The 20,697-nt window shown below is 47.6% G+C and carries 26 protein-coding genes; 3 read left to right on the forward strand and 23 right to left on the reverse strand.

What is annotated here, in order from left to right; genetic code table 11:
• Positions 1-6: 6 nt before the first annotated feature.
• The 18 genes from AC4PM4_RS20710 to spoIIIAA form a co-directional block, all read right to left on the reverse strand.
• A complete protein-coding gene (locus AC4PM4_RS20710; RefSeq protein ID WP_079694113.1) occupies positions 7-912 on the reverse strand; it encodes a polyprenyl synthetase family protein in 906 nt (301 codons plus the stop codon).
• Positions 905-1,162 carry an exodeoxyribonuclease VII small subunit gene (gene xseB, locus AC4PM4_RS20715; protein ID WP_491614467.1) on the reverse strand — a complete coding sequence of 86 codons (258 nt, stop codon included), beginning with the start codon at positions 1,160-1,162 and terminating at the stop codon, positions 905-907. Before xseB ends, AC4PM4_RS20710 begins: the two co-directional genes overlap by 8 nt.
• Entirely contained in the window at positions 1,152-2,516 is a 1,365-nt protein-coding gene (xseA, locus tag AC4PM4_RS20720; protein WP_072735304.1) for an exodeoxyribonuclease VII large subunit, read from the reverse strand. Before xseA ends, xseB begins: the two co-directional genes overlap by 11 nt.
• Before the next feature lie 9 nt (positions 2,517-2,525).
• Complete coding sequence (folD, locus tag AC4PM4_RS20725) at positions 2,526-3,383, reverse strand: bifunctional methylenetetrahydrofolate dehydrogenase/methenyltetrahydrofolate cyclohydrolase FolD (protein ID WP_053784414.1); 858 nt, start codon at positions 3,381-3,383, stop codon at positions 2,526-2,528.
• A 48-nt stretch (positions 3,384-3,431) separates the two neighbouring features.
• The gene (gene nusB / locus AC4PM4_RS20730) at positions 3,432-3,884 is read right to left on the reverse strand and encodes a transcription antitermination factor NusB (RefSeq protein WP_063565701.1); all 453 of its coding nucleotides are present in this window, start codon (positions 3,882-3,884) and stop codon (positions 3,432-3,434) included.
• A gap of 195 nt (positions 3,885-4,079) precedes the next feature.
• Positions 4,080-4,313, reverse strand: a complete 234-nt coding sequence (locus AC4PM4_RS20735) for a DUF2273 domain-containing protein (RefSeq protein ID WP_053784412.1) — start codon at positions 4,311-4,313, stop codon at positions 4,080-4,082.
• 14 nt (positions 4,314-4,327) lie between these two features.
• A complete protein-coding gene (amaP, locus tag AC4PM4_RS20740) occupies positions 4,328-4,867 on the reverse strand; it encodes an alkaline shock response membrane anchor protein AmaP (protein ID WP_064636741.1) in 540 nt (179 codons plus the stop codon).
• Positions 4,868-5,015: 148 nt separating this feature from the next.
• Positions 5,016-5,426 (reverse strand): Asp23/Gls24 family envelope stress response protein, encoded by a 411-nt coding sequence (locus tag AC4PM4_RS20745; RefSeq protein WP_024630996.1) that lies wholly within the window; start codon positions 5,424-5,426, stop codon positions 5,016-5,018.
• Between the two features lie 227 nt (positions 5,427-5,653).
• A complete protein-coding gene (accC, locus tag AC4PM4_RS20750) occupies positions 5,654-6,997 on the reverse strand; it encodes an acetyl-CoA carboxylase biotin carboxylase subunit (protein ID WP_063565699.1) in 1,344 nt (447 codons plus the stop codon).
• A 55-nt stretch (positions 6,998-7,052) separates the two neighbouring features.
• Positions 7,053-7,517 carry an acetyl-CoA carboxylase biotin carboxyl carrier protein gene (gene accB / locus AC4PM4_RS20755; protein ID WP_063565765.1) on the reverse strand — a complete coding sequence of 155 codons (465 nt, stop codon included), beginning with the start codon at positions 7,515-7,517 and terminating at the stop codon, positions 7,053-7,055.
• 139 nt (positions 7,518-7,656) lie between these two features.
• Positions 7,657-8,496 (reverse strand): SpoIIIAH-like family protein, encoded by an 840-nt coding sequence (locus tag AC4PM4_RS20760; protein ID WP_063565698.1) that lies wholly within the window; start codon positions 8,494-8,496, stop codon positions 7,657-7,659.
• Positions 8,497-8,562: 66 nt separating this feature from the next.
• On the reverse strand, positions 8,563-9,201 hold the full coding sequence (spoIIIAG, locus tag AC4PM4_RS20765; RefSeq protein ID WP_491614468.1) for a stage III sporulation protein AG: 639 nt from the start codon (positions 9,199-9,201) through the stop codon (positions 8,563-8,565).
• A 15-nt stretch (positions 9,202-9,216) separates the two neighbouring features.
• Positions 9,217-10,095, reverse strand: coding sequence for a stage III sporulation protein AF (spoIIIAF, locus tag AC4PM4_RS20770; protein WP_491614469.1), 879 nt, complete (start codon positions 10,093-10,095; stop codon positions 9,217-9,219).
• Positions 10,096-10,125: 30 nt separating this feature from the next.
• Positions 10,126-11,316, reverse strand: a complete 1,191-nt coding sequence (gene spoIIIAE, locus AC4PM4_RS20775) for a stage III sporulation protein AE (protein ID WP_063565695.1) — start codon at positions 11,314-11,316, stop codon at positions 10,126-10,128.
• 21 nt (positions 11,317-11,337) lie between these two features.
• On the reverse strand, positions 11,338-11,727 hold the full coding sequence (gene spoIIIAD / locus AC4PM4_RS20780) for a stage III sporulation protein AD (RefSeq protein ID WP_017687586.1): 390 nt from the start codon (positions 11,725-11,727) through the stop codon (positions 11,338-11,340).
• A 32-nt stretch (positions 11,728-11,759) separates the two neighbouring features.
• The gene (spoIIIAC, locus tag AC4PM4_RS20785; protein WP_017687585.1) at positions 11,760-11,963 is read right to left on the reverse strand and encodes a stage III sporulation protein AC; all 204 of its coding nucleotides are present in this window, start codon (positions 11,961-11,963) and stop codon (positions 11,760-11,762) included.
• Between the two features lie 29 nt (positions 11,964-11,992).
• Positions 11,993-12,511: a stage III sporulation protein SpoIIIAB gene (gene spoIIIAB / locus AC4PM4_RS20790; protein ID WP_063565694.1), complete on the reverse strand. Its 519-nt coding sequence runs from the start codon at positions 12,509-12,511 to the stop codon at positions 11,993-11,995.
• Positions 12,504-13,508, reverse strand: coding sequence for a stage III sporulation protein AA (gene spoIIIAA / locus AC4PM4_RS20795; RefSeq protein WP_491614470.1), 1,005 nt, complete (start codon positions 13,506-13,508; stop codon positions 12,504-12,506). Before spoIIIAA ends, spoIIIAB begins: the two co-directional genes overlap by 8 nt.
• Before the next feature lie 276 nt (positions 13,509-13,784).
• Between spoIIIAA and AC4PM4_RS20800 the strand changes: the two genes are divergently transcribed.
• On the forward strand, positions 13,785-14,534 hold the full coding sequence (locus AC4PM4_RS20800; RefSeq protein WP_079694118.1) for a 2-phosphosulfolactate phosphatase: 750 nt from the start codon (positions 13,785-13,787) through the stop codon (positions 14,532-14,534).
• Positions 14,535-14,612: 78 nt separating this feature from the next.
• Here AC4PM4_RS20800 and AC4PM4_RS20805 read toward each other — a convergent pair whose 3' ends face one another.
• From AC4PM4_RS20805 to AC4PM4_RS20825, 5 genes are all read right to left on the reverse strand, one after another.
• Positions 14,613-15,866, reverse strand: a complete 1,254-nt coding sequence (locus AC4PM4_RS20805; RefSeq protein WP_491614471.1) for an aspartate kinase — start codon at positions 15,864-15,866, stop codon at positions 14,613-14,615.
• 191 nt (positions 15,867-16,057) lie between these two features.
• Entirely contained in the window at positions 16,058-16,615 is a 558-nt protein-coding gene (efp, locus tag AC4PM4_RS20810; RefSeq protein ID WP_053784402.1) for an elongation factor P, read from the reverse strand.
• Between the two features lie 297 nt (positions 16,616-16,912).
• On the reverse strand, positions 16,913-17,986 hold the full coding sequence (locus AC4PM4_RS20815; protein ID WP_491614473.1) for a M24 family metallopeptidase: 1,074 nt from the start codon (positions 17,984-17,986) through the stop codon (positions 16,913-16,915).
• A 39-nt stretch (positions 17,987-18,025) separates the two neighbouring features.
• The gene (gene aroQ / locus AC4PM4_RS20820; RefSeq protein WP_063565689.1) at positions 18,026-18,469 is read right to left on the reverse strand and encodes a type II 3-dehydroquinate dehydratase; all 444 of its coding nucleotides are present in this window, start codon (positions 18,467-18,469) and stop codon (positions 18,026-18,028) included.
• A gap of 77 nt (positions 18,470-18,546) precedes the next feature.
• A complete protein-coding gene (locus tag AC4PM4_RS20825) occupies positions 18,547-19,125 on the reverse strand; it encodes a YqhR family membrane protein (protein ID WP_063565688.1) in 579 nt (192 codons plus the stop codon).
• Between the two features lie 215 nt (positions 19,126-19,340).
• Between AC4PM4_RS20825 and AC4PM4_RS20830 the strand changes: the two genes are divergently transcribed.
• Positions 19,341-20,333: a DUF1385 domain-containing protein gene (locus tag AC4PM4_RS20830; protein ID WP_063565687.1), complete on the forward strand. Its 993-nt coding sequence runs from the start codon at positions 19,341-19,343 to the stop codon at positions 20,331-20,333.
• A gap of 5 nt (positions 20,334-20,338) precedes the next feature.
• Positions 20,339-20,671, forward strand: a complete 333-nt coding sequence (locus AC4PM4_RS20835; RefSeq protein ID WP_269055216.1) for a hypothetical protein — start codon at positions 20,339-20,341, stop codon at positions 20,669-20,671.
• Positions 20,672-20,697 lie beyond the last annotated feature (26 nt).

Genomic DNA, 20,697 nt, shown 5'->3' on the forward strand with positions numbered 1-20,697 from the left:
CTGAAACTAATGATCTCGACTCATCAGATAATCTGCGATCTCCATCAGTCTGGAAGGGTCAGGTAACTCCGCTCTGCCAAGTGCATCTTTCGCAGATTGCGTGAGGGACTTCACCTCTTGAAGAGAGGCATCCATACCAATAAAATAAGGGTATGTGACCTTTTGCTGATTCACATCACTTTGCGTCTTCTTGCCCATTTTCTGCTCGTCACCCGTCAGATCTAGAATATCGTCCTGAATCTGGAAAGCCAGCCCCAGGTCTCTGCCAAATACGCGCAGCGCCTCCAACTGTCCGTCTGTCGCACCACCAATACGTGCGCCCGCAATGAGAGAAAACACAATTAAATCTCCGGTCTTGTGCAGATGAATATATTGCAATTGGGCAAGATCTGTCATGCCCTGCTCGCCTTCCATATCAGCCACTTGTCCGCCAACCATGCCTCTTGCCCCAGCCAGTTCAGACAATTCCTCCACAATGGACAACAATGCGTCTGCTGACACGCCGCTGCGACGACCTGCCTGAACAATACTATAAAAAGCATGCGTTAAAAGTGCATCGCCAGCCAATATAGCTGTCGCTTCACCAAATACTTTGTGATTCGTTAATTTTCCCCTGCGATAGTCGTCATTATCCATGGCAGGCAGGTCATCGTGGATCAACGAATACGTATGAACCATCTCCACGGCGCAGGCTACCGGTAATGCAGCTGTACGCTGTGCACCGAAGGCTTCCGCCGCAGCAACGACCAGAAGTGGACGAAGGCGTTTGCCCCCGGCCATAAGTGAATACTGCATCGCGTCAGCCAGTGACTGAGGCACATCCCAGTGAACAGGAAGAGTCTGCTTCAACTCTCCCGTCACCTCAGCTGTGACTTCCTCAAGATACGTTTCAAACGAAGGACGATTACTCATTGACTTCACCACTTTCGTCGACGGCAGCGCCGAACGGTTTCTTGCGAAGTTCCCCATCCTCTTCTACGATCATCTCGATCTTACGTTCCACTTGTTCCAACTTCAAACCACAAAGTTGAGAAAGTTTCATTCCGCGCTGAAACAAATCGATGGCCTGTTCCAGTGGAACATCACCATGCTCAAGGTGACCTACGATGTCTTCCAATGCCGCCATTGCCTCTTCAAAATTCAATTCCGGTTCATTCGCCATGGGTATTGTCGTCCTCCTTCATTCCCCAAACCTGACAGTCCAACTGTCCGTCTGTTAATTTAATCTTTATCGAATCTCCAGGCTGTACATCCTTCATCGATTTGATCAATCGTTGCTCCTGTTCGTCATAGACAAGGCTATATCCGCGTGACATAACTTTGAGCGGGCTAAGCGCATCCAAATGACGTACCGATGATTTCCACTGCTGCTGCTTCGCTCTCGCAATGGATCGGATTGCAACCTCCAGTTGACGCCGGGCCGATGCATTCTCCCGTCTTGCTGCATTCACCTGTTCACGAGGATTGAATCGCTGCAGCGCTGCACGCAAACGCTCCTGTTTCTCGGTTGTCCATTTCATACGTGTATCTACAGTTCGCAGAAGACGTTGTTGCAGCATATCCAGTCGCTCCGTATGCTGCATTAAGGTACGTCTGGGATGCACAAGCACAGGTGAGCGTTGCAATCTGGCCAGTCGCTCCCGATTATGAACAGCACGCTGACGTAAACTGTGCTGAAGCTGACGCTGGCGCTGAGCGATCTGATCAAGCAGCTCAGCTCGATTGGGTACTGCCAGTTCGGCAGCAGCCGTAGGTGTTGCCGCACGTAGATCAGCAGCAAAATCGGCAATCGTAAAATCCGTTTCATGCCCAACGGCTGAAATCACTGGAATGGCCGAACCCACAATCGCTCTTGCCACGATCTCCTCATTAAAAGCCCATAACTCTTCCAGTGATCCGCCGCCTCGTCCTACAATCAGCACATCGGCTTCACCCATTCGGTTCAGGTTGTTGATGGCCTTCACAATGGAAGGAGCCGCACCTTTACCTTGAACGAGTACAGGATACAAAATCACTTGGGCAGAAGGATATCTGCGTTGCAATGTAATCATGATATCCCTTACCGCTGCACCTGTAGGTGAGGTTACCACACCAATCGTCTGTGGAAAACGGGGAATCTGCCTTTTCCGTGATGTAGAGAACAGTCCCTCGTCCTCCAGCTTTTTTTTCAGCTGCTCATAGGCCAAGTACAGACTTCCAATACCGTCCGGTTGCATGTGTGTAGCGTAGAATTGATATTGTCCATCCCGCTCATACACCGAGACATTACCACGAGCAATAACCCTTGCACCCTCCTTCGGTACAAAGGGCAATCGTTGATTATGGGAAGCAAACATAATGGACTTAATTCGGCTGTCCTTATCCTTCAATGTAAAATACATATGACCGCTGGAGTGATGTGTAAAATTGGAGATCTCTCCGCGCAGCCATACATCCGACAGTACCTGATCCGATTCTAGCTTCATCCGGATGTATCGGTTCAGGTCTTTGATGGAATAGATCTTTTGATCTGCCACAGATTCGACCTAGGCCAATCCGTGAGCGCGTTTGGCCGCGATCAGTGTATTTTGCATTAACATAGTGATTGTCATTGGGCCAACGCCTCCAGGAACCGGAGTAATTGGGCCAGATACCGTCTTCACGCTCTCGAAATCTACATCTCCTGCCAGTTTTCCGTTATCCAGACGGTTCATCCCCACATCGATCACAACGGCACCCGGTTTGACGAAATCGGCATCCACAAAGTTTGCACGTCCGATAGCAACCACAAGAATATCTGCCTGACGCGTAATCTCTTTCATGTTCGCTGTACGGGAATGACACATCGTTACCGTTGCGTTCTCACGTTGAAGCAGCAAGGATACCGGTTTGCCGACAATGTTGCTGCGTCCGATGACTACGGCATGTTTGCCTGACATTTCAAGACCGGTACGCTTGATCAGCTCGATCACGCCCGCAGGGGTGCATGGCAACAGACTATCGTCACCAATGACGAGGTTCCCCACATTAACCGGATGGAATCCATCCACATCTTTGTCCACGGCGATCGCATCGATAACCGCTTTCTCTTCGATATGCTTCGGCAATGGGAGCTGAACCAAAATTCCGTTAATGGATTCCTGTTTGTTCAGCTTGTCCACCAGCGCGAGCAGATCCTCTTGGGAGGTGCTTGCATCCAGACGATGAACTTCGGAATAGAAACCGAGGTCGTGACATGCTTTTTCTTTATTACGCACATATACTTGGGATGCCGGATCTTCCCCGACGAGCACAACAGCCAGACCAGGTACTACTCCCTGTTCGCTAAGCTGTTTTACTTCTGTCGTCATGCTTGCGCGGATCTCTTGGGATACTTCTTTACCGTTAATAATAGATGCTGTCATTGTACTCTCTCTCCCTTATGTGAACATATAATTAAGTGACTCACAAAATTAAGACAGTTTTGCTTTAATGGTGCTGACTTCCTGAATCATGCGCCCAAGTACGCCGTTTACGAACTTACCGGATTCATCTGTACCAAAATACTTGGACAATTCAATCGCTTCATTGACGGATACTTTTGCCGGAATATCATCACGGAACACCATTTCATACGTTGAAAGCCGTAGGATCTGGCGGTCTACACGTGACAGACGGCTAATCTGCCAGCCTTTCAAATAATCGACCAGTAATCCGTCAATCGCTTCTTTATTGTTCCATGCGCCCTGTACCATTTCGGTCACGTAGGTACGCATTACATCTGCATCATGAATAACCACTTCGGTTTCATTGTCTTCAGCGGCTTCATTAATCAACATATTCACGGCTTCAGCTGCGCCCACTTCATTCATTTCCATCTGATACAGACTTTGTACTGCAATTTCCCTTGCCAAACGTCTTTTCATGTCCTGCCTCCTGCAGCGCTCCCTGTGGAGCGTCATCATGCTTATTTTAAAATATAAAATCTTTGATGGAATCAGAGATCTTATTATATTGTTATCCCTTTTCACAAAAAAACCTGCAATCGTTTCCTCCAAAAAACGGGCAACCTAAACTACAGCTCTATTTTCGGAAGAAACATATTGCAGGGTTCAGGTGGCTCACTTAAAGGGACGCCAGCGATCGCCGAGCCATTGCCCCCATTCCCTCCAGGGAATGAACGAGCCCAGCTTCGAGTCGCTTCGTCTGCCTAACGTATAACCTATGAACACCAAGAGTGCAAAGAACAACATATCCCAAAAACCGATCCATACATAAAGAAATCCAAAAAAGATGCCGCCGACAATTCCGGTAATTCGGCCTCTGTGACTATCCCAAATCTCTCTCCACAGCATCAGTGAAACTCACCTCATTCCACTCGACTCTTGTAGTTAGGCGACTGGGTAACGTTGGCAATATACACGGTGACAAAAGAAACCGGGATACCCGTAATCTCATGTACATGATCATGTATTGCCTTCTGCAGATCGGCTGTCAGCGTCGGGATTGGCGTCTCGCCATCCACTACAGCGCGAATCATAATTTCCAGTCCAGATTCAACCACACGAATACGAGCTTTGACATCACGTACTCCCCGGAAACGGGAAGTCGCTTTGAGACAGAGATTTTCAATCGTTTCCATCGAAATCTGCACATCACCATACTCGGTACGTTGATCTACAGACGGCAATGAAGCACGATCACGCCGAACGGAGATGTAGAAAAATCGCAAACTCAGGATAAACAAAATCGCTGCGGCAACAACCGCCGCAATAATGACGTTTTGTTCCTGCTGGTAATTCAATTCGTAAGGCAGCACACCACTGATAAGAAGTATGACTGCTGCCGATATTGCTCCAACGCTTATGCTGTATATAAACAACAGAAGCCGATCCAGTATTTTAGCCACGAACTGCACAGCCTCCCTTGCTCACTAACATGGCTTAACCTGCCCTTTGGCAAAAGGATGATCCTCCGGTGCAAGCTTCCGCTTTTTATGAAGACCTGTCCAAGACGGGATAACCCCCGGCAGTGATGCCGGGGGAATCTGTCTTCTTTTATTTTACGCGCTGACTGTTCAGGTCAATTTCTTCAACTTTCTCGGTGCTCTTGAACTGAACGTCATGAATGTGCACATTAACTTCATTCACATTCAATCCTGTCATGTTCTCGATGGAGCGCTTCACGTTCTGTTGAATTTCAGTAGCCACCTGTGGCAGACGGTAACCATATTCAATAATAACGGAAACATCCACAGCAGCTTCACGCTGACCTACTTCAACCTTAACGCCCTTGGAAAGGTTTTTGCGACCAAGCAATTCAGCAAATCCACCAGCGAATCCGCCGCTCATGCCTGCAACACCTTTGACTTCAACTGTAGCCAGTCCAGCAATCACTTCAATAACTTCAGGTGCGATCTGGATTTCACCGATATCCGTTCGTTCAAATTCTGTCGGCAGTGTACTCATAACTGTTCAACACACCTTTCGCGAAATAAGTTTGCGGCCATCCGTCAGGGCGCTGGCGCTCAGGCCAATCTGGCCTTCAGAACCCTTCCGGTCCGGCTTTACCGGAACTCCTGCAACCCTTCATCCGCGTATGTGCGGCGGCTTATCCTCTGCAGGAGACATGCGCTCTTATTATTACATACTATATCATTTGGGCTACATTATGACAAACAAGCCCAATATACCTTTTAAATCTCATTTTCCTCAAGAAATTTGATATCAAAGTCACCCCGAACGAACGTTGGATGCTCCAGCAATTTCTGATGAAAAGGAATCGTTGTGGAGATGCCTTCAATCGCAAACTCAGCCAATGCACGCTTCATCTTCGCGATGGCCTCTTCCCGGTTTGCTCCCCATACGATCAATTTAGCGATCATGGAGTCGTAATAAGGAGAGATCGTGTAGCCCGGATAAGCTGCACTATCTACACGTACACCCGGTCCTCCTGGTGCAAGGTAGAAACCAATTTTGCCTGGTGACGGCATAAAGTTACGGTCTGGATCTTCTGCATTGATACGGCACTCAATGGACCAGCCATTGATCACAACATCTTCCTGACGGAAAGAAAGCGGATTGCCTTCAGCTACCGAGATCATTTCGCGGATCAGATCCACTCCTGTAACCATTTCCGTTACAGGGTGTTCTACCTGAATACGTGTATTCATTTCCATGAAATAGAATTCACCGTTAGGGCTGAGCAAGAACTCAAGTGTACCTGCTCCCGAGTAATTCACGGCAAGCGCTGCCCGTACTGCGGCATCTCCCATCAATGTACGCACTTCTTCAGAGATGATAGGACAAGGTGCTTCTTCCACGAGCTTTTGACGTCGACGCTGAACGGAACAATCACGCTCGCCCAGATGCACTGCATTTCCATGTTTGTCTGCAATGATCTGAATCTCCACGTGCTTCATGCCTGTCAGGAATTTCTCCAGATATACTCCGGCATTGCCGAAAGCTTTCTGTGCTTCCTGCTGGGCAGCTGTAATTTGTTTGATCAACGTCTCTTCATCTTCAGCAATACGAATCCCTTTTCCTCCACCACCAGCAGTAGCTTTGATAATGACAGGATATCCAATATCTCTAGCAATCATAATGGCTTCATTCATATTTTCAACCAAACCGTCGGATCCCGGAATTACAGGTACACCTGCATCCTTCATCGTTTGTTTGGCAACAGCCTTATCACCCATTTTGGTAATGGCTTCCGGAGAAGGGCCGATGAACGTAATATTGCAGGAACCACAGATTTCTGCAAAATCAGCGTTCTCTGCCAGGAATCCATAGCCTGGGTGGATCGCATCACATTCCGTCAGTGTAGCTACACTCATCAGATTTGTGAAGTTTAGATAACTGTCTTTCGAAAGTGTAGGCCCGATACAATACGCTTCATCTGCAAGACGAACATGCAGTGAGTCTTTATCCGCTTCCGAATAGACTGCTACCGTCGAAATGCCGATTTCACGACAGGCACGAATAATACGTACCGCAATTTCGCCACGGTTCGCAATCAGTATTTTTTGAAATTTCATTTCGTTATTGTCCTCCTTCGAAGCTCATGCAGTTGCCGTTATGCGGCTATAACCGTTATTCCGGTTTCACCAGGAACAGGGGTTGTCCATACTCAACCAGCTGTCCGTTCTCAACCAGCACTTCAACGATTTCTCCCTTGATGTCAGCATCAAGCTCGTTCATCAGCTTCATCGCCTCAATGATACATACCGTTGTTTTCTCAACAACTTTATCACCAGCGCTTACAAAAGGACCTGCTTCCGGCGAGGAAGCTCTGTAAAAAGTACCCACCATCGGAGATACAATTTTATGTAAATGACTTGTAGTATCGACTTGCGGAGCAGCCTCAGCTACAACTGCAGCCGGTTGCACCTGTGGTGCAGCAATCATTTGCGGTTGAATAGCAGCTGCCTGAACATATTCGGTTTTACCCGGTTTGCGAATCGACAACCGTGATCCTTCGTTTTCAATTTCCAACTCTTGAACGGAACTTTCATCTACCAGTTTGATCAGCTCTTTGATCTCACTCAATTTAAACATTTCCATTATTCACTCCTTCGGCATCATGCCAGTCTCACTAGGACGGTCATATGGCTTTATGTATTATATCATAATCATTAAAAATGGAAAGAGCCCGAGATCTAATCCAGCTCTCGGGGCTACTTTTCCATATTTTAGATTACTGTTCTGTCACATATTGCACGCTGATTTTATTTTGGGATACAGCCAGTTCTTTCATAACCAGATCCACAATGGAAACCGCCTGTTTTACATCCAATTTGTCACTGAGAACAACGACTTTATACTTGTCGGATTCCTCTTGAACGATGGCATTGGCAAACTGCTGCGACAGGGTTTCTTCAATACCATTGATTTTGGCTTCTTTTTCTTCCAGCGTACGAAGCTGCTCTGTTGCTTTGGCATTTTCTTCTGGAGTTTTGCTCAGATCGCCTGCAACGGTCATGAGTTCTTCATACTTGCGATTGTTACTTTCCTCACGCTGCCACTGGTAGTTCTGGAACTGGCTGCTCGCGGACGCCGCCGTATTCTGCTCCTCCATCTCCTTGAGGACGTCCTCATCTGTTTTCGTCGCACTGCCTTCTGTTCCGGTATTTGTCTCAGGAGTGGTTGCTGCGCCTTTGTCTGTCCCTTTCTCGCTGCCTTTACCCGCTTCACCTTGTTTCTCTCCCGATTCCGCAGCTGGTGATTTCTCGGTGTCTCCAGCTTCTTTACCGTCTACAACCGCAGGATTATCAACAGATTCAGTTGCCGCTTGCTCTCCTTCAGTTCCTGTAACTTCGCCGCCATTCACCACTTCATTCACAACCAAACCTTCTGTTGGATCAAGGATTCCAGCCGTTTCCTTCGCTTCTCCCTGCTTCATACCATCCACCTGCGTGCTGTCAGCTACAGGCGTATTAACCGGACCGGAATCTTCAGTGAACAGGTAGTAGGCGGACAAAATGACCATCAGACTCAGCATGGATACGAGCCATACCGTTTGACGTTTGTTATTCATTAGAACTTCCTCCTCGAATTGGCTTCATTCTTATGACAATCAAATCTTTTGATTCATGGTTCCGGACTAATCCTGCTTGCGCGGAACAACCGAAATTCGGTAGGCCGCAACATTCAGTCCTTTTTCCACAGCATCTGTAATCAGGTCCTTCACAACCTTGTTCTCTGCACCTCTGGCAACGACAAGCACGCCCCGGATCTGCGGTTTGAGCTTTTTCGTGACAATCGGTGTCTGATCCCCTGATATTTCATACGTAATAATCTCACCATCCCGGGTATATTGCGTCATATGTCGCTTGCCCCCGTTTGCATCCGTTTCTTCCGTGAGCTGCTGCGAATCCTTCACATTACGCTGTACAACAAGCTCCTCTGTAGAATCCACGGTAACCATCACATCAACAGTTCCCACTCCAACGATATTTTCCAGCACACCCTTGATCTTGTCCTCAAATGCGATCTCTATCGCCTGAAATGGATTCTGATCCGTCGGATCCGTCTGTATGGATGCCATGGATGTAGCCGGATCAGGAGGCTCGCGACCGATATTTTCGGAATCAATCTTTTTGACATTGACGAAAGAGTTGAACAGCATAATTCCGACTCCGATCAAACCAAGAATAATCAGCCAGCGAAAGGTTTGACTACGCCGTTGCCCACCTTCTCCTCCGCCGAACCAGCTTTCCATCTTTTTGAGCCATTGCCTCATCGGATACCCTCCTTCTTACAGCGCCGAAGCACTTTTCTTTTCTTTCACCTGTACTTTGTTTGCATCAATATCCCACTTCTCTGTCAACAGCGTAATAATTTGTACCGCTCGTTCAGATCGGGAGGACGTCTGTCCTTGCTGAGAGTTTGTCTCTGCTAGCTCACCCGACACAGGTGTGGAGTCAGCTTCCTGTCCATTTTGCGGCTCGTCAGAGTTACCATTGCCCACGCTACTTTCACGATTGCTGCCACTTTCCACTTCGATCTGTACTTCCGGGACCTCAATCTGACCAATCTCGATTGGCTCCTTTACTGGAGGTGATTCAGTGGCTTCGGATTCCGGGTCAGAGCCGAATATCGGTTTTGTAGCTCCCCCCGCTTCCTGTTGAGATGTATTGGAGTTGACTTTCCCGGCTGCTGTCTCACCCGACATCTCCACCAAAACATACTGGATCACTGGAAGTTCCACCGAAGAGGCCAAATCCGTCTCCGGCTGGCTTGTATCCATGGCGAGCTTTACCTCGACAGACTGCACTCTCTCCCCGGTTGTTTCTTCAATTTGCCCTTTCATTACGTTAGCCAGTTCTTTGGCTGTCCATTGCAGGGATTGTTCCTGTTCATTGGATTGCAGCCGCTTGCCCTGAGCCAAAATCTGTTCAAGTGTTACATTTCCATCCGATGGCGAATCCATGGCGGTCATCACTCGCTTAAGCTCGCCAACCGGATCACTTTTCAAGAGCTTCGTTATGGGCGATAACAGGGTCAGCAGGATAAGAAGGCTCAGCACAAGCTTGACATAGCGTTCCATGGATCGATTGGGCAACAGCATATCCACGAAAGTCGCCAGCAGAACGATCATGATCAATTCCCGGAGCCAGCTGCTCAGCCACCCCATCCTTCCAGCCCCTTTCTCTCGAGCATCCCCTCATCTCATCATGACGGTCAGATTGCCTGCGGTTAGCAAGATTGTGATTGCCAGAAAAAACATCAGTCCGACGGCTGCTAGTGCCGCAAATACGTAAATCATGCTTTTACCTATCGCCTGCAGACATCCTACAATCGGCGTATCCCCTAGCGGTTGCATGATCGCGCCAGTTATGTTGTAGATCAGGGCTAGCGTCAGAATTTTAAGTGCAGGAAACGCGCATAAAAACAAGATGATGATGACACCCGTTAGTCCGATTGCATTTTTCACCAGCAGTGACGCTGTGATAACTGTGTCCGTTGCATCCGCAAACGTTCTGCCGACAATGGGGACAAAGTTGCCTGCGATGTACTTCGCTGCTTTCAGACTGACACCATCTGCCACGGAGCCCGATGCCCCCTGCACCGAAATTACGCCCAGGAACATCGTGAGCAGTATTCCGAGTAGAGCCACACTAATGTTCCGTAACAGGTCTGCCAGCTGTGTAAGCTTGTACTTGTCGGACAAGGAACTGACGAGATGTAATACGGCTGAGAAAAAGAGTAATGGGAACACCAGCATATGAATCAATGTACCAACCAGATGAATCATGAAAATGATAAGCGGATGGGTCACAGAAACGGTAATGACATTTCCCATTGAAGCCAGCAGTGTAAACAACAGGGGCACCATGGCCATCATAAAGTTGATCATGCTCGCTATGGCATCCTTGGCGTATCCAATCGCAACACTGAAGCTGTTTATGGCGATGATAATAATGACCATGTAACAGATGGAGTACGCGATTTTGCTAATATTGTTTTTCTCAAAAGCGGTCTGTAACGTCTCCAAAATCATACTCAGCACACTCAGCATCACAATCGTGACCAGAAGTTTGCCGTTATATAAAATCTCATGCAGCATGAAGGTCCCAATCGCTATAAACACCGATTTCAGGCTGAACCCTTCATTGCCAGGCATTAACATATCCATAAAGGAAGGCGTTTTTCCTTCCGGGAAAAAACCACCGTATTGTTGCATGAGTTGGTCCCAATATTTTTCCACCTGATCCTTGGGAAGCTGGTCAGCCTGCTGCTGCATCCACTCTCCCGAGGGAGAACCGGCGAATACCTGTCCCATGATTCCAAACAGAAAACACAGCGTCAGCACGAAGGTAAGGCGCCACTGCGGCTTGTGATGCATCATTTTCATATGAAGTCCGCACGCCTCCCTCTACACCGGCATCAGCTTCATGACGGTTTCGATAATAATGCTGATGATCGGTATCGCGAGTACAAGGATCAGCACCTTGCCAGCAAGTTCAATCTTGGAAGCAATGCTCTCCTGGCCTGCATCCCTGACAATCTGTGCTCCGAATTCAGCAATGTACGCTATGCCTATAATTTTCAGTACAGTTTTCAGATAAATGCTCTCCATGCCTGAATTCTCGGCAAGCCGTTTCAACACTTCGATCACCGCGCCAATCTTGCCAATCAGTAGCATGAAGATCACGATGCCTGTGGCAGCAGCAATCAGAAAAGCGAACATGGGCTTCTGTTCTTTGATAACTAGAATGAGAACCGTTGCGATGAGCGCCAGACCTACAACTTGGATAATTTCCACAGGTCACCACCATCCCGGCTTCATGACCGTTTTCATTGAAAAAGAAATATCGATTTGATCTCTTGCAGCAGGCTGTCCAGCATTCGGACCACCATGAACAATACAACGACAAATCCGATCACGGTCACCCAGTGAGCCATATCTTCCTTTCCCATTTGTTTCAGCACCGTATGAATCATTGCAATGATGATTCCGATGCCCGCAATTTGAAAGATTGCGTTCACTTCTAAATTCATGACCTTGGCACCTCACTATCCCGGCTATTTCAGAAGATCAGAATGACGATTAACGCTCCGACAAGCATCCCGAGACTGCGGCACATTCGTTCATATTTCATTTGATCGGCTTGGGCACGGGATTCCTCATGCATAAGTTGCTGAATGGCTAACGAGATGTGCTTGGTCTGATCCTGACGATCGCTTGTGCCAAGGCTGAAGCTCAATTGCAGCATGACTTCCCGCTCGTCCGCCTTCATGGCTGATCTTCCCCACGCCTCTTCTATACCAGACTGAAGACTCTCACGAGCAGTATGTCCATGAGGTGGTTCCATTTGCCTGGCTGCGTGGAGAAACAGCGTCCGAACAGGCTCTTTTGTCTGGGCTCCCATTTTTCCCATGGCATCAGGTAACGGGGTCAGCCCGTAGTTAATCTCTGTCATCAACCGCTGGAGAGCCGCGATTAACTCTCGCAGTTGTCTTGGCCTCAAGGCATACTGCCTTGCCTTGTAGAATCCGGCTAGGGTACTGGCCAGCAGAATGATGACTGCACCGAGCATGTTAACCAAAGGCCTCACCTCCCACTTCTGTCTGCTGGATTCCACGCATTTTGCCATCGGCCAATCGAAAGGTCATGCCCCGGCTCGTCCGTTGCAGCTGTACATAGCGTTGGAACATCTGCTCGACGATCAGGGTTCTCAGCGCAGGTCTGGAAGAAAGCTCAGCCAGATCACGACCATGCGCAGTAGCGATGACAGATACGCCTGCGTGAAGTGCTTCCATCACCGCCTCCGCATCTTCCGGTCGGCCTATCTCGTCCACGATCAGGACATCGGGAGACATGGAGCGAAGCATCATCATCATTCCCTCAGCCTTTGGACAACCGTCCATGACATCGGTGCGAGGTCCCACATCAAATCCAGGTACGCCCTTGTAACTTCCAGCGATTTCGGACCGCTCATCAACGATGCCAACCTTTAAACGTGGACGTATGGCCTGAACAAGTTCATTGACACCCGTAAGTTTGGTTCCACTACTAATCTGTCTTGCCAGATCCCTCAGTAATGTGGTCTTGCCTTGCTGCGGAGGTGAAAGAATTAAGGTGTGCATGACCTGTCCACTTTTCATGTCCAGCAGATAAGGCAGAATGCGATCAGCGACTCCGTGAATCTCTCTGGCTACCCTGACATTAAATCCATTAATGTCGCGCAAGTATTCTACGCGGCCTCCACTTAACACCGTCCGGCCAGCCAGTCCGATTCGATGCCCGCCAGGAATGGTGATGAACCCTTTACGCAGTTCCTCTTCCAATGTATAAAGCGAATGATTGCTGATCAGATCCAGCAGCCTGTGTGTTACCTCTTTTAAGGGAATATAGGCTTCATCAGGCTTCGAAGTCGGACTGCCCTGGGGTGTGAGGAAGTGATAGGTGTCTCCTGCATTGATTTCCAGCGGTCTTCCTTCACGGATACGTACTTCCTCCACTTTATCTAATAAAGCGGGCGGCATTCTTCCCAGAATGGTTCGAATCGGTTCCGGAAAGATATCCTTCCAGTTCACCATCATGAATAGGCCCCTCCAACCTTGAATTCGGTTTTGTTGCGTTCCTGGTGCTTGTTCATATCTCAAGTTTATGTGTGTACATTGATTTTATGACGCTGAAATCTATCATTTTCTTCAAAATAGGGATGAGAGTTAAAAATCATAGATCAGCCAACTGTTCCAGTTCTAGGCACCCGTCTAGATCCAAGTGCATATAGTGCTTGCAGACAGGTGATATTCATTTCGGGATAAAAAAGGACAGAAACAACTATCCTCAAATATAGAAAGGAGTTGTAGGGAGTGCGAGTCGATGTGGTAGGCAATGTGAATGAAGTTCGAAGAATGGATATTGCAGGACGATGTGTGGTTGTAATCGATGTATTGCGAACAACCAGTACGATTGTTACGGCACTGGCATACGATGCAGCAGACGTCATTGCTGTAGAAACTGTTCCTCAAGCGAAACAATTGAACATGAAGGATGCCATTCGTGGCGGGGAGCGTTTTGATAAAAAAATCACAGGATTCGAGGTGGGCAATTCCCCCTATGAATATATGACTCCGAATATTGCGGGTAAAACCATTATTCTGACAACAACAGATGGAACACGCGCCCTGATTAAGGCATCCAAGGCTAGACATGTGTTTGCAGGCTCATTCCTTAATGTGAAAGCTGTGGCGGCTGTTCTGTGCGAGCTGCGCCGGGATATCTTATTGTTATGCGCCGGGGATCAGGATGAGTTCGCGCTGGAAGATGGTTTATGTGCAGGCAGCATTATCGAGGAGCTATACCGACAATCCCCTTTCCCAATTATGCTGAACGATCTGGGCCTGGCGCTCCATCAGGCTGCCACTCATGCCGAGGACAAATTACCCGATCTGGTTAGAGTATCCGCTGGTGGCCGAAGACTGGAGAGGTTAGGGAGGATGCATGACGTAACGTATTGTACCCAATTGAACTTGCTGGACTGCGTTCCGGAGATGGGTGAAGGGAACCGGATGCAACCATTCAGAGGAACGCGTAAGGAACCGCTGTTTAAATTGCTGTGAACAATCTAAAAAGGTGTACTGCGATCCCGAATGGGAATACACAGTACACCTTTGGTGTGTCTTAACAATTTCCGCTTTTTATCTGCGAACTTGCGGTCCGCCAATTACGGCCTGCTCAGCCGTATCCAAATCATATGCTGTATGCAGCGCCTTAATTACGTCATGAAGCTTCTCTCCATCAATTACACAAGATACCTTGATTTCGGAAGTGCTGACCATCTTAATGCTAACGCCTTCGCCCGAGATGACTTTGAACATCTTCGCAGCAACACCCGGATGGCTAACCATGCCTGCACCAACGATCGAGACTTTAACAAGGTTTTCTTCGGAAGTAACTTCACGGTAAGGCAGGCGGCTATGAAGTGCTTCAATGACACGCAGTGCGTTCTCCCGATCAGTCAGCGCAACAGAGAACGAGAAGTCTGCTTTACCGTCCATCACACCGCTCTGAACGATAATGTCAACATCCAGCTGTTCTGATGCAAGGGCACCAAATACTTCAGCGAGAACCCCCGGTACGTCTGGTACACCCAGAATACTGATGCGAGCCACATTTTTGTCATAGGCAATTCCACTAACTACCACGCCTTGTTCCATTGTTGCTTCCTCCTTCACAACCGTTCCTTCATTATGGTTAAAGCTGGATCTTACAATCAAAGGCACACCGGAATGCTTCGCGTATTCAACTGCACGCGGATGCAATACCGCTGCTCCCAGATTGGCCAGTTCCAGCATCTCGTCGTACGAAATTTCCTTAAGCTTGCGTGCAACCTTCACGATACGCGGATCGGTGGAATAGATCCCGTCTACATCCGTGTAAATCTCGCAAGCGTCAGCCTTGATGGCTGCTGCCAAGGCTACTGCCGTTGTATCAGATCCGCCGCGGCCAAGCGTCGTAATCTCGCCTTCTTCCGTCATTCCCTGGAAGCCAGCAACGATTACAATGTTGCCTTCTGCCAACGCCTGATTCACCCGTTCCGGATGAATATCGTTAATCCGCGCTTTGCCGTGTACCGCCTCTGTCCGGAATCCCGCTTGCCAGCCTGTAAATGAGATGGCTTTGCGTCCCAGCGCCTGAATCGCCATGGATAACAATGAAATCGAGATCTGTTCTCCCGTAGTCAAAAGCATATCCATCTCACGTGCAGGCAGTTCAGTGTTCAGCTGTTTCGCCTGATCAATCAGATCATCCGTGGTATCCCCCATGGCCGAAACCACGACTACACACTGATGTCCTTCATCCGCTTTTTCTACAACACGTCCGGCTACACGCTTCATGCGCTCTGTATCTCCGACCGAGCTGCCCCCAAATTTCATGACGTACAATGACAACGCAAATCCACTCCCTACCTTGTGCAGTATGCATAATTGATGTCCACCGTCATTATTCTCTCCGAAAAATGACTTTAACCCAGTATATTACGAAAGCGTCTGATAGGCTAATCTTTTTTCGAAAAAACCCTTTGCCATAGAAATGGCAAAGGGTTGAATTAACGCATTATTTAGCTTACACCATGTGAACGTTACGCGCGGGAAGAGTATTTACCTTCACGAGTATCGATCAACAGAACATCGCCTTCGTTGATGAACAATGGCACTTGTACATTCAAGCCTGTTTCAACTTTTGCGTTTTTAGTAGCACCTTGTGCTGTGTTACCTTTTACGCTTGGCTCTGTCTCGATAACTTTCAACTCAACGCTTGTAGGCAAGTCGATTCCGAGGATTTCACCTTGGTAGCTAACGATTTTTACATTCATGTTTTCTTTGAGGAAGTTCAATTCCCACTCCAACTGGTCACTTGTCAGTGTGAACTGATCATATGTTTCGTTGTCCATGAACGTGTGCTCTGTACCACTAGCATACAGATAGGATACGCCACGGTTTTCGATGATGGCACGGCCAATGGTTTCACCTGCACGGAATGTTTTCTCAACGGTGTTACCGTTGCGCAGGTTTTTCAGTTTGGAACGTACGAAGGCAGCACCTTTACCTGGTTTAACATGTTGGAAATCAATTACAGTGAAAATGTCGTTGTCCACTTGTACGGTCAAGCCTGTTTTAAAATCGTTTACTGAAATCACAAAAAATCCCTCCTGATATGGTTGAAAAGTAGGTGATATAAGACGATGGGTTAATTTAAGTTTGAACAAGTCAAACTGTCATATTACATAGACCACTACGATGGCAGAACAACCTTCCGATCGCTGTTATCCCCAGATTTCTTTTAATCCCTATCCTAATAGGGAGAAATCCGGGGATAAAGGCGAGCGCTTCGCTTCTTCAGGTTTTTTCTGCCCTCTCCGTTATTGTGTAATTCCATGTTTACTTCATTCAAAAGCATAAATTAAAAATCGTCTTATATCACCGTTGGCTGTAATTTAGCCAATTACGGTGAACTTCTTGTCCGAATTCGTCAAAATGTGAATACCTGTCTCGGTAATCACCACGTCATCCTCGATACGCACGCCGCCAAGGCCGTCAATGTAGATACCCGGTTCAACGGTTACCACCATGCCCGGTTTCAATACATCGTCGCTAAGCTTGGACAAACGAGGAGCCTCATGGACTTCCATACCCAGACCGTGACCCGTGCTGTGTCCGAATTGCTCTCCGTATCCGTGCCCTGCAATGATATCACGTGCCAATGCATCTGCTTCCCGTCCGGTCATGCCCGGTTTCAGGTTCGCCAGCGTATGTAACTGGGCTTCCAGTACGATATCGTAAATTTTACGCAGTTCAGGTACAGGTGTGCCCGTTGCGATGGTACGTGTCAGATCTGAACAGTATCCATCCAAAAGCGCACCAAAGTCAAATGTAATTAACTCATTTTGTCCGATGACTTTGCCACTTGCTACACCGTGAGGCATAGCAGAACGTTCACCCGATGCCACAATGGTATCGAACGAAGAGGAAGTTGCTCCATGTTTGCGCATGAAAAACTCCATCTCCAAATCCACTTCACGTTCAGTCATACCCGGTTTTGCAAATTGCAAAACGTGACTGAATGTTGCATCTGCCAGATCCGCAGCTCTTTGCATTACAGCGATCTCATCTTCGTCCTTGAACATGCGAAGTTGCTCCACTATACCGGATACAGCTTTCAATTCAATAGACTGAAGTGCTTCAGCATAAGCAGTATGTGTGCCATAAGTGACATGATCCTGCTCAAAGCCAACATGTTTGATATTCGCCGATGCAAGCAATTCACGTACGGATTCCAACGGTTTAGGTCCATGTTCCACAACGGTGAATCCTTTGGCTTGTTGCGGCGCCTGTGTCATGTAACGGAAATCGGTAAGCAAATAAGCTTCCTGTTCCGTAATCAGCACATATCCTGCTGAACCTGTAAAGCCCGTCATGTAACGACGGTTAATCGGATTTGTAATCAGCATAGCCGTGAGTTCATGTTCATGCATGGCCTCACGCAACTTATTTACTCGTTTGTTTTCCATCGGTAACCCTTCTTTCTCTCACATTCCCGGGTCCCCGGCTCAGGTTTGTTTGTTCAGATGACGCACAAGAGCCAGCAGCCCCAGTTCGTAGCTTACTTCGCCAAATCCGGCAATCTGTCCGATTGTTTCGGCAGCAATTACTGAATGATGTCTGAACGCTTCGCGTGCATGAATGTTGGATAGATGTACTTCTACTGTAGGAACTTTTACGGCATTGATGGCATCACGCACAGCATAGCTGTAATGGGTCAGCGCTCCGGCATTCAGCATGATTCCGTCTGCATCGCCCATCGCTGCATGAATTCGATCAATGATGTCCCCTTCGTGATTGGATTGATAAAAAGCGATGGAGACGCCCAGCTCCTCCGCCTGTCTGCGAATTTTATCCTCAATATCCTTCAGACTAAGCGTTCCATAGATGCCGGGTTCACGTACTCCGAGCATGTTCAGGTTCGGGCCATTGATTACAACAATCCGTTTCATAGCTGCTCCACCCTTTCTGCAAATAACCATCTGCTATTTTAACACAGCCATTGCCGGATTGAGAAGCTTTTTTGCGGCTATGCTCCCGCTTGCTCTGGCTCACGTTTCCGTTCATCGGTGAACTCCATGGCTACTGTGTAGCCAATAAACAGTCCCCACAGCAAAAAGAAACAAATTTCTGTAATGATTGAATCCCATGTTAAACGGTTTAAGGGCTTCACCATATCCAGTTTTGGACCTACTAGGACAAAGATAATGAGCCACCAAAAAATCCCGTAACCCATGCCTGGAAGCGGGCCTTCCCATTTTTTCAAAGTGAACGTGTAAATCAGGGAAGCGAGAACCGAAAAAACAATAAAAAACAGCCAGCCGGTCAAATGCCCTGCTGCAGTATAGATAAAATTATGTTTAAAAAACGGTTCAGCCAAAAATCCCAATGGCACAATCGTAAAATGAAGCAGATAGAACAGCCAATGCAAACCTCCCCAGATAAAACCTGCGAAAAAACCTAGCTCCACTGCAAAAGGGAACGGCTTGGTAAAATAATGTGCCTGGTCTTGTCGCTGGGTAGGACGTCTACCCCGGTCCTTCTGCTCTCCTTTGTCAGCACGCTGATTTTCCTTATGGGATGTGCGTTCACTCGTATGCTCTGTCATCGATATTCTCCTTCACGTTCAGTTTGCAAAACTGCGAATAAATCTCCATTTTCGTCCTAACTCTACCGGGTAGTATGTACAAATCAGGACAAAGTTAACAACATCGCCCTTAGATCGACTCGTAAACTAGAAATTGCTCTCAAAATTCGATACAATAGGGTTATTAAGCTGCCTTCGACCATGAAGGTATAGAACAGAATAGGAAGGTGAATAATTTGCCTCAACAATCCAAGCCTGTCAGCTACGGGGGGCAAGCTGTCATTGAGGGCGTAATGTTCGGCGGTAAACATGTCAACGTTACAGCTGTGCGAAGAAAAGACGGCGAAATTACGTATCTGGAAGTTCCCAAGCAAGACAAGTCCTGGGTCATGAAATTGCGGCGGATTCCACTACTGCGCGGGATTGTCAGCATTATAGATTCGAGCGTCAAAGGAAGCAAACATCTCAATTATTCTGCTGACGCATACGCTGATGATGAACTGGAACCTGAAGAAAAAGCAAAGCAAAAAGAAAAAGAAGGCTCAGGTTGGAGCCTTAGCATGATTATCGGCGTCACCGCAGTAGCTATCCTTTCTTTCCTTTTTGGTAAAATTGTGCTTACATTGTTGCCGGTTGTTATTGAGAATTTTCTGTTCAAAAATGCATTCGACAATCAGTTTTTGCATAATTTACTGGAAGGCGGAATTAAGCTGATTCTGTTGCTTGCCTATCTGTGGCTGATCTCCCAGACACCGATGATTAAACGTCTGTTCCAATACCATGGTGCAGAACATAAAGTCATTAGTGCTCATGAAGCCGGAGAAGAGCTTACACCAGAGAATGTGCAGAAGTATAGCCGTCTGCATTATCGTTGCGGAAGCAGTTTTATTATGTTGACTGTCATTATCGGCATATTTTTGTACTCGCTCTTCACATACGATAACCTTTGGGAACGTATGGGTCAGCGGTTGCTGTTGTTGCCAGTAGTACTCGGTATTTCATTCGAATTGTTGAAGATGACCAACTCGGTACGTGACATCCCTGTACTTCGTTATCTCGGATATCCGGGGCTGTGGCTGCAATTGCTGACAACTAAAGAGCCAACGAATGAACAGGTAGAAGTATCCATCGCTTCGTTTAACCGTATGCGTGAATTGGATGCCAAACTCGCAAACGTATCGGCTACGTCGGAAGTTCCTGTTGCAACACTTGATCCTGTGAAAGGGTGAATGATATGAAGAAGCAGGCAATCATATTTTGGACGTTCATCGCACTCGCTGCTATTGGAATCTTGACTAGGCTGGGAAGTGGAGGTTTATCCCAAATTGTCATCCCCCTCGTCGTGTTCGGAGTTGTGTTCCTGCTCTATAAATATCCGCCCCGCCGTTGGGCACGCAAGACATCATCACCGAAGATTAAACCATCGGCTAAAACCATGGCTAAAGTTAATGCACAGTCTGGTGCCCGAAAAAGTAGCGGTTCTTCCAAAAAACGCAAGGATTATCCTTTCCAAGTGATTCAGGGTCAAAAGGGTAAAAGTGATGAAGACGTACCTAAGTATCACTAAAGCGCTGATATCGGCGAAACACACAG

It is taken from the genome of Paenibacillus sp. MDV22-iso6, assembly GCF_058408365.1.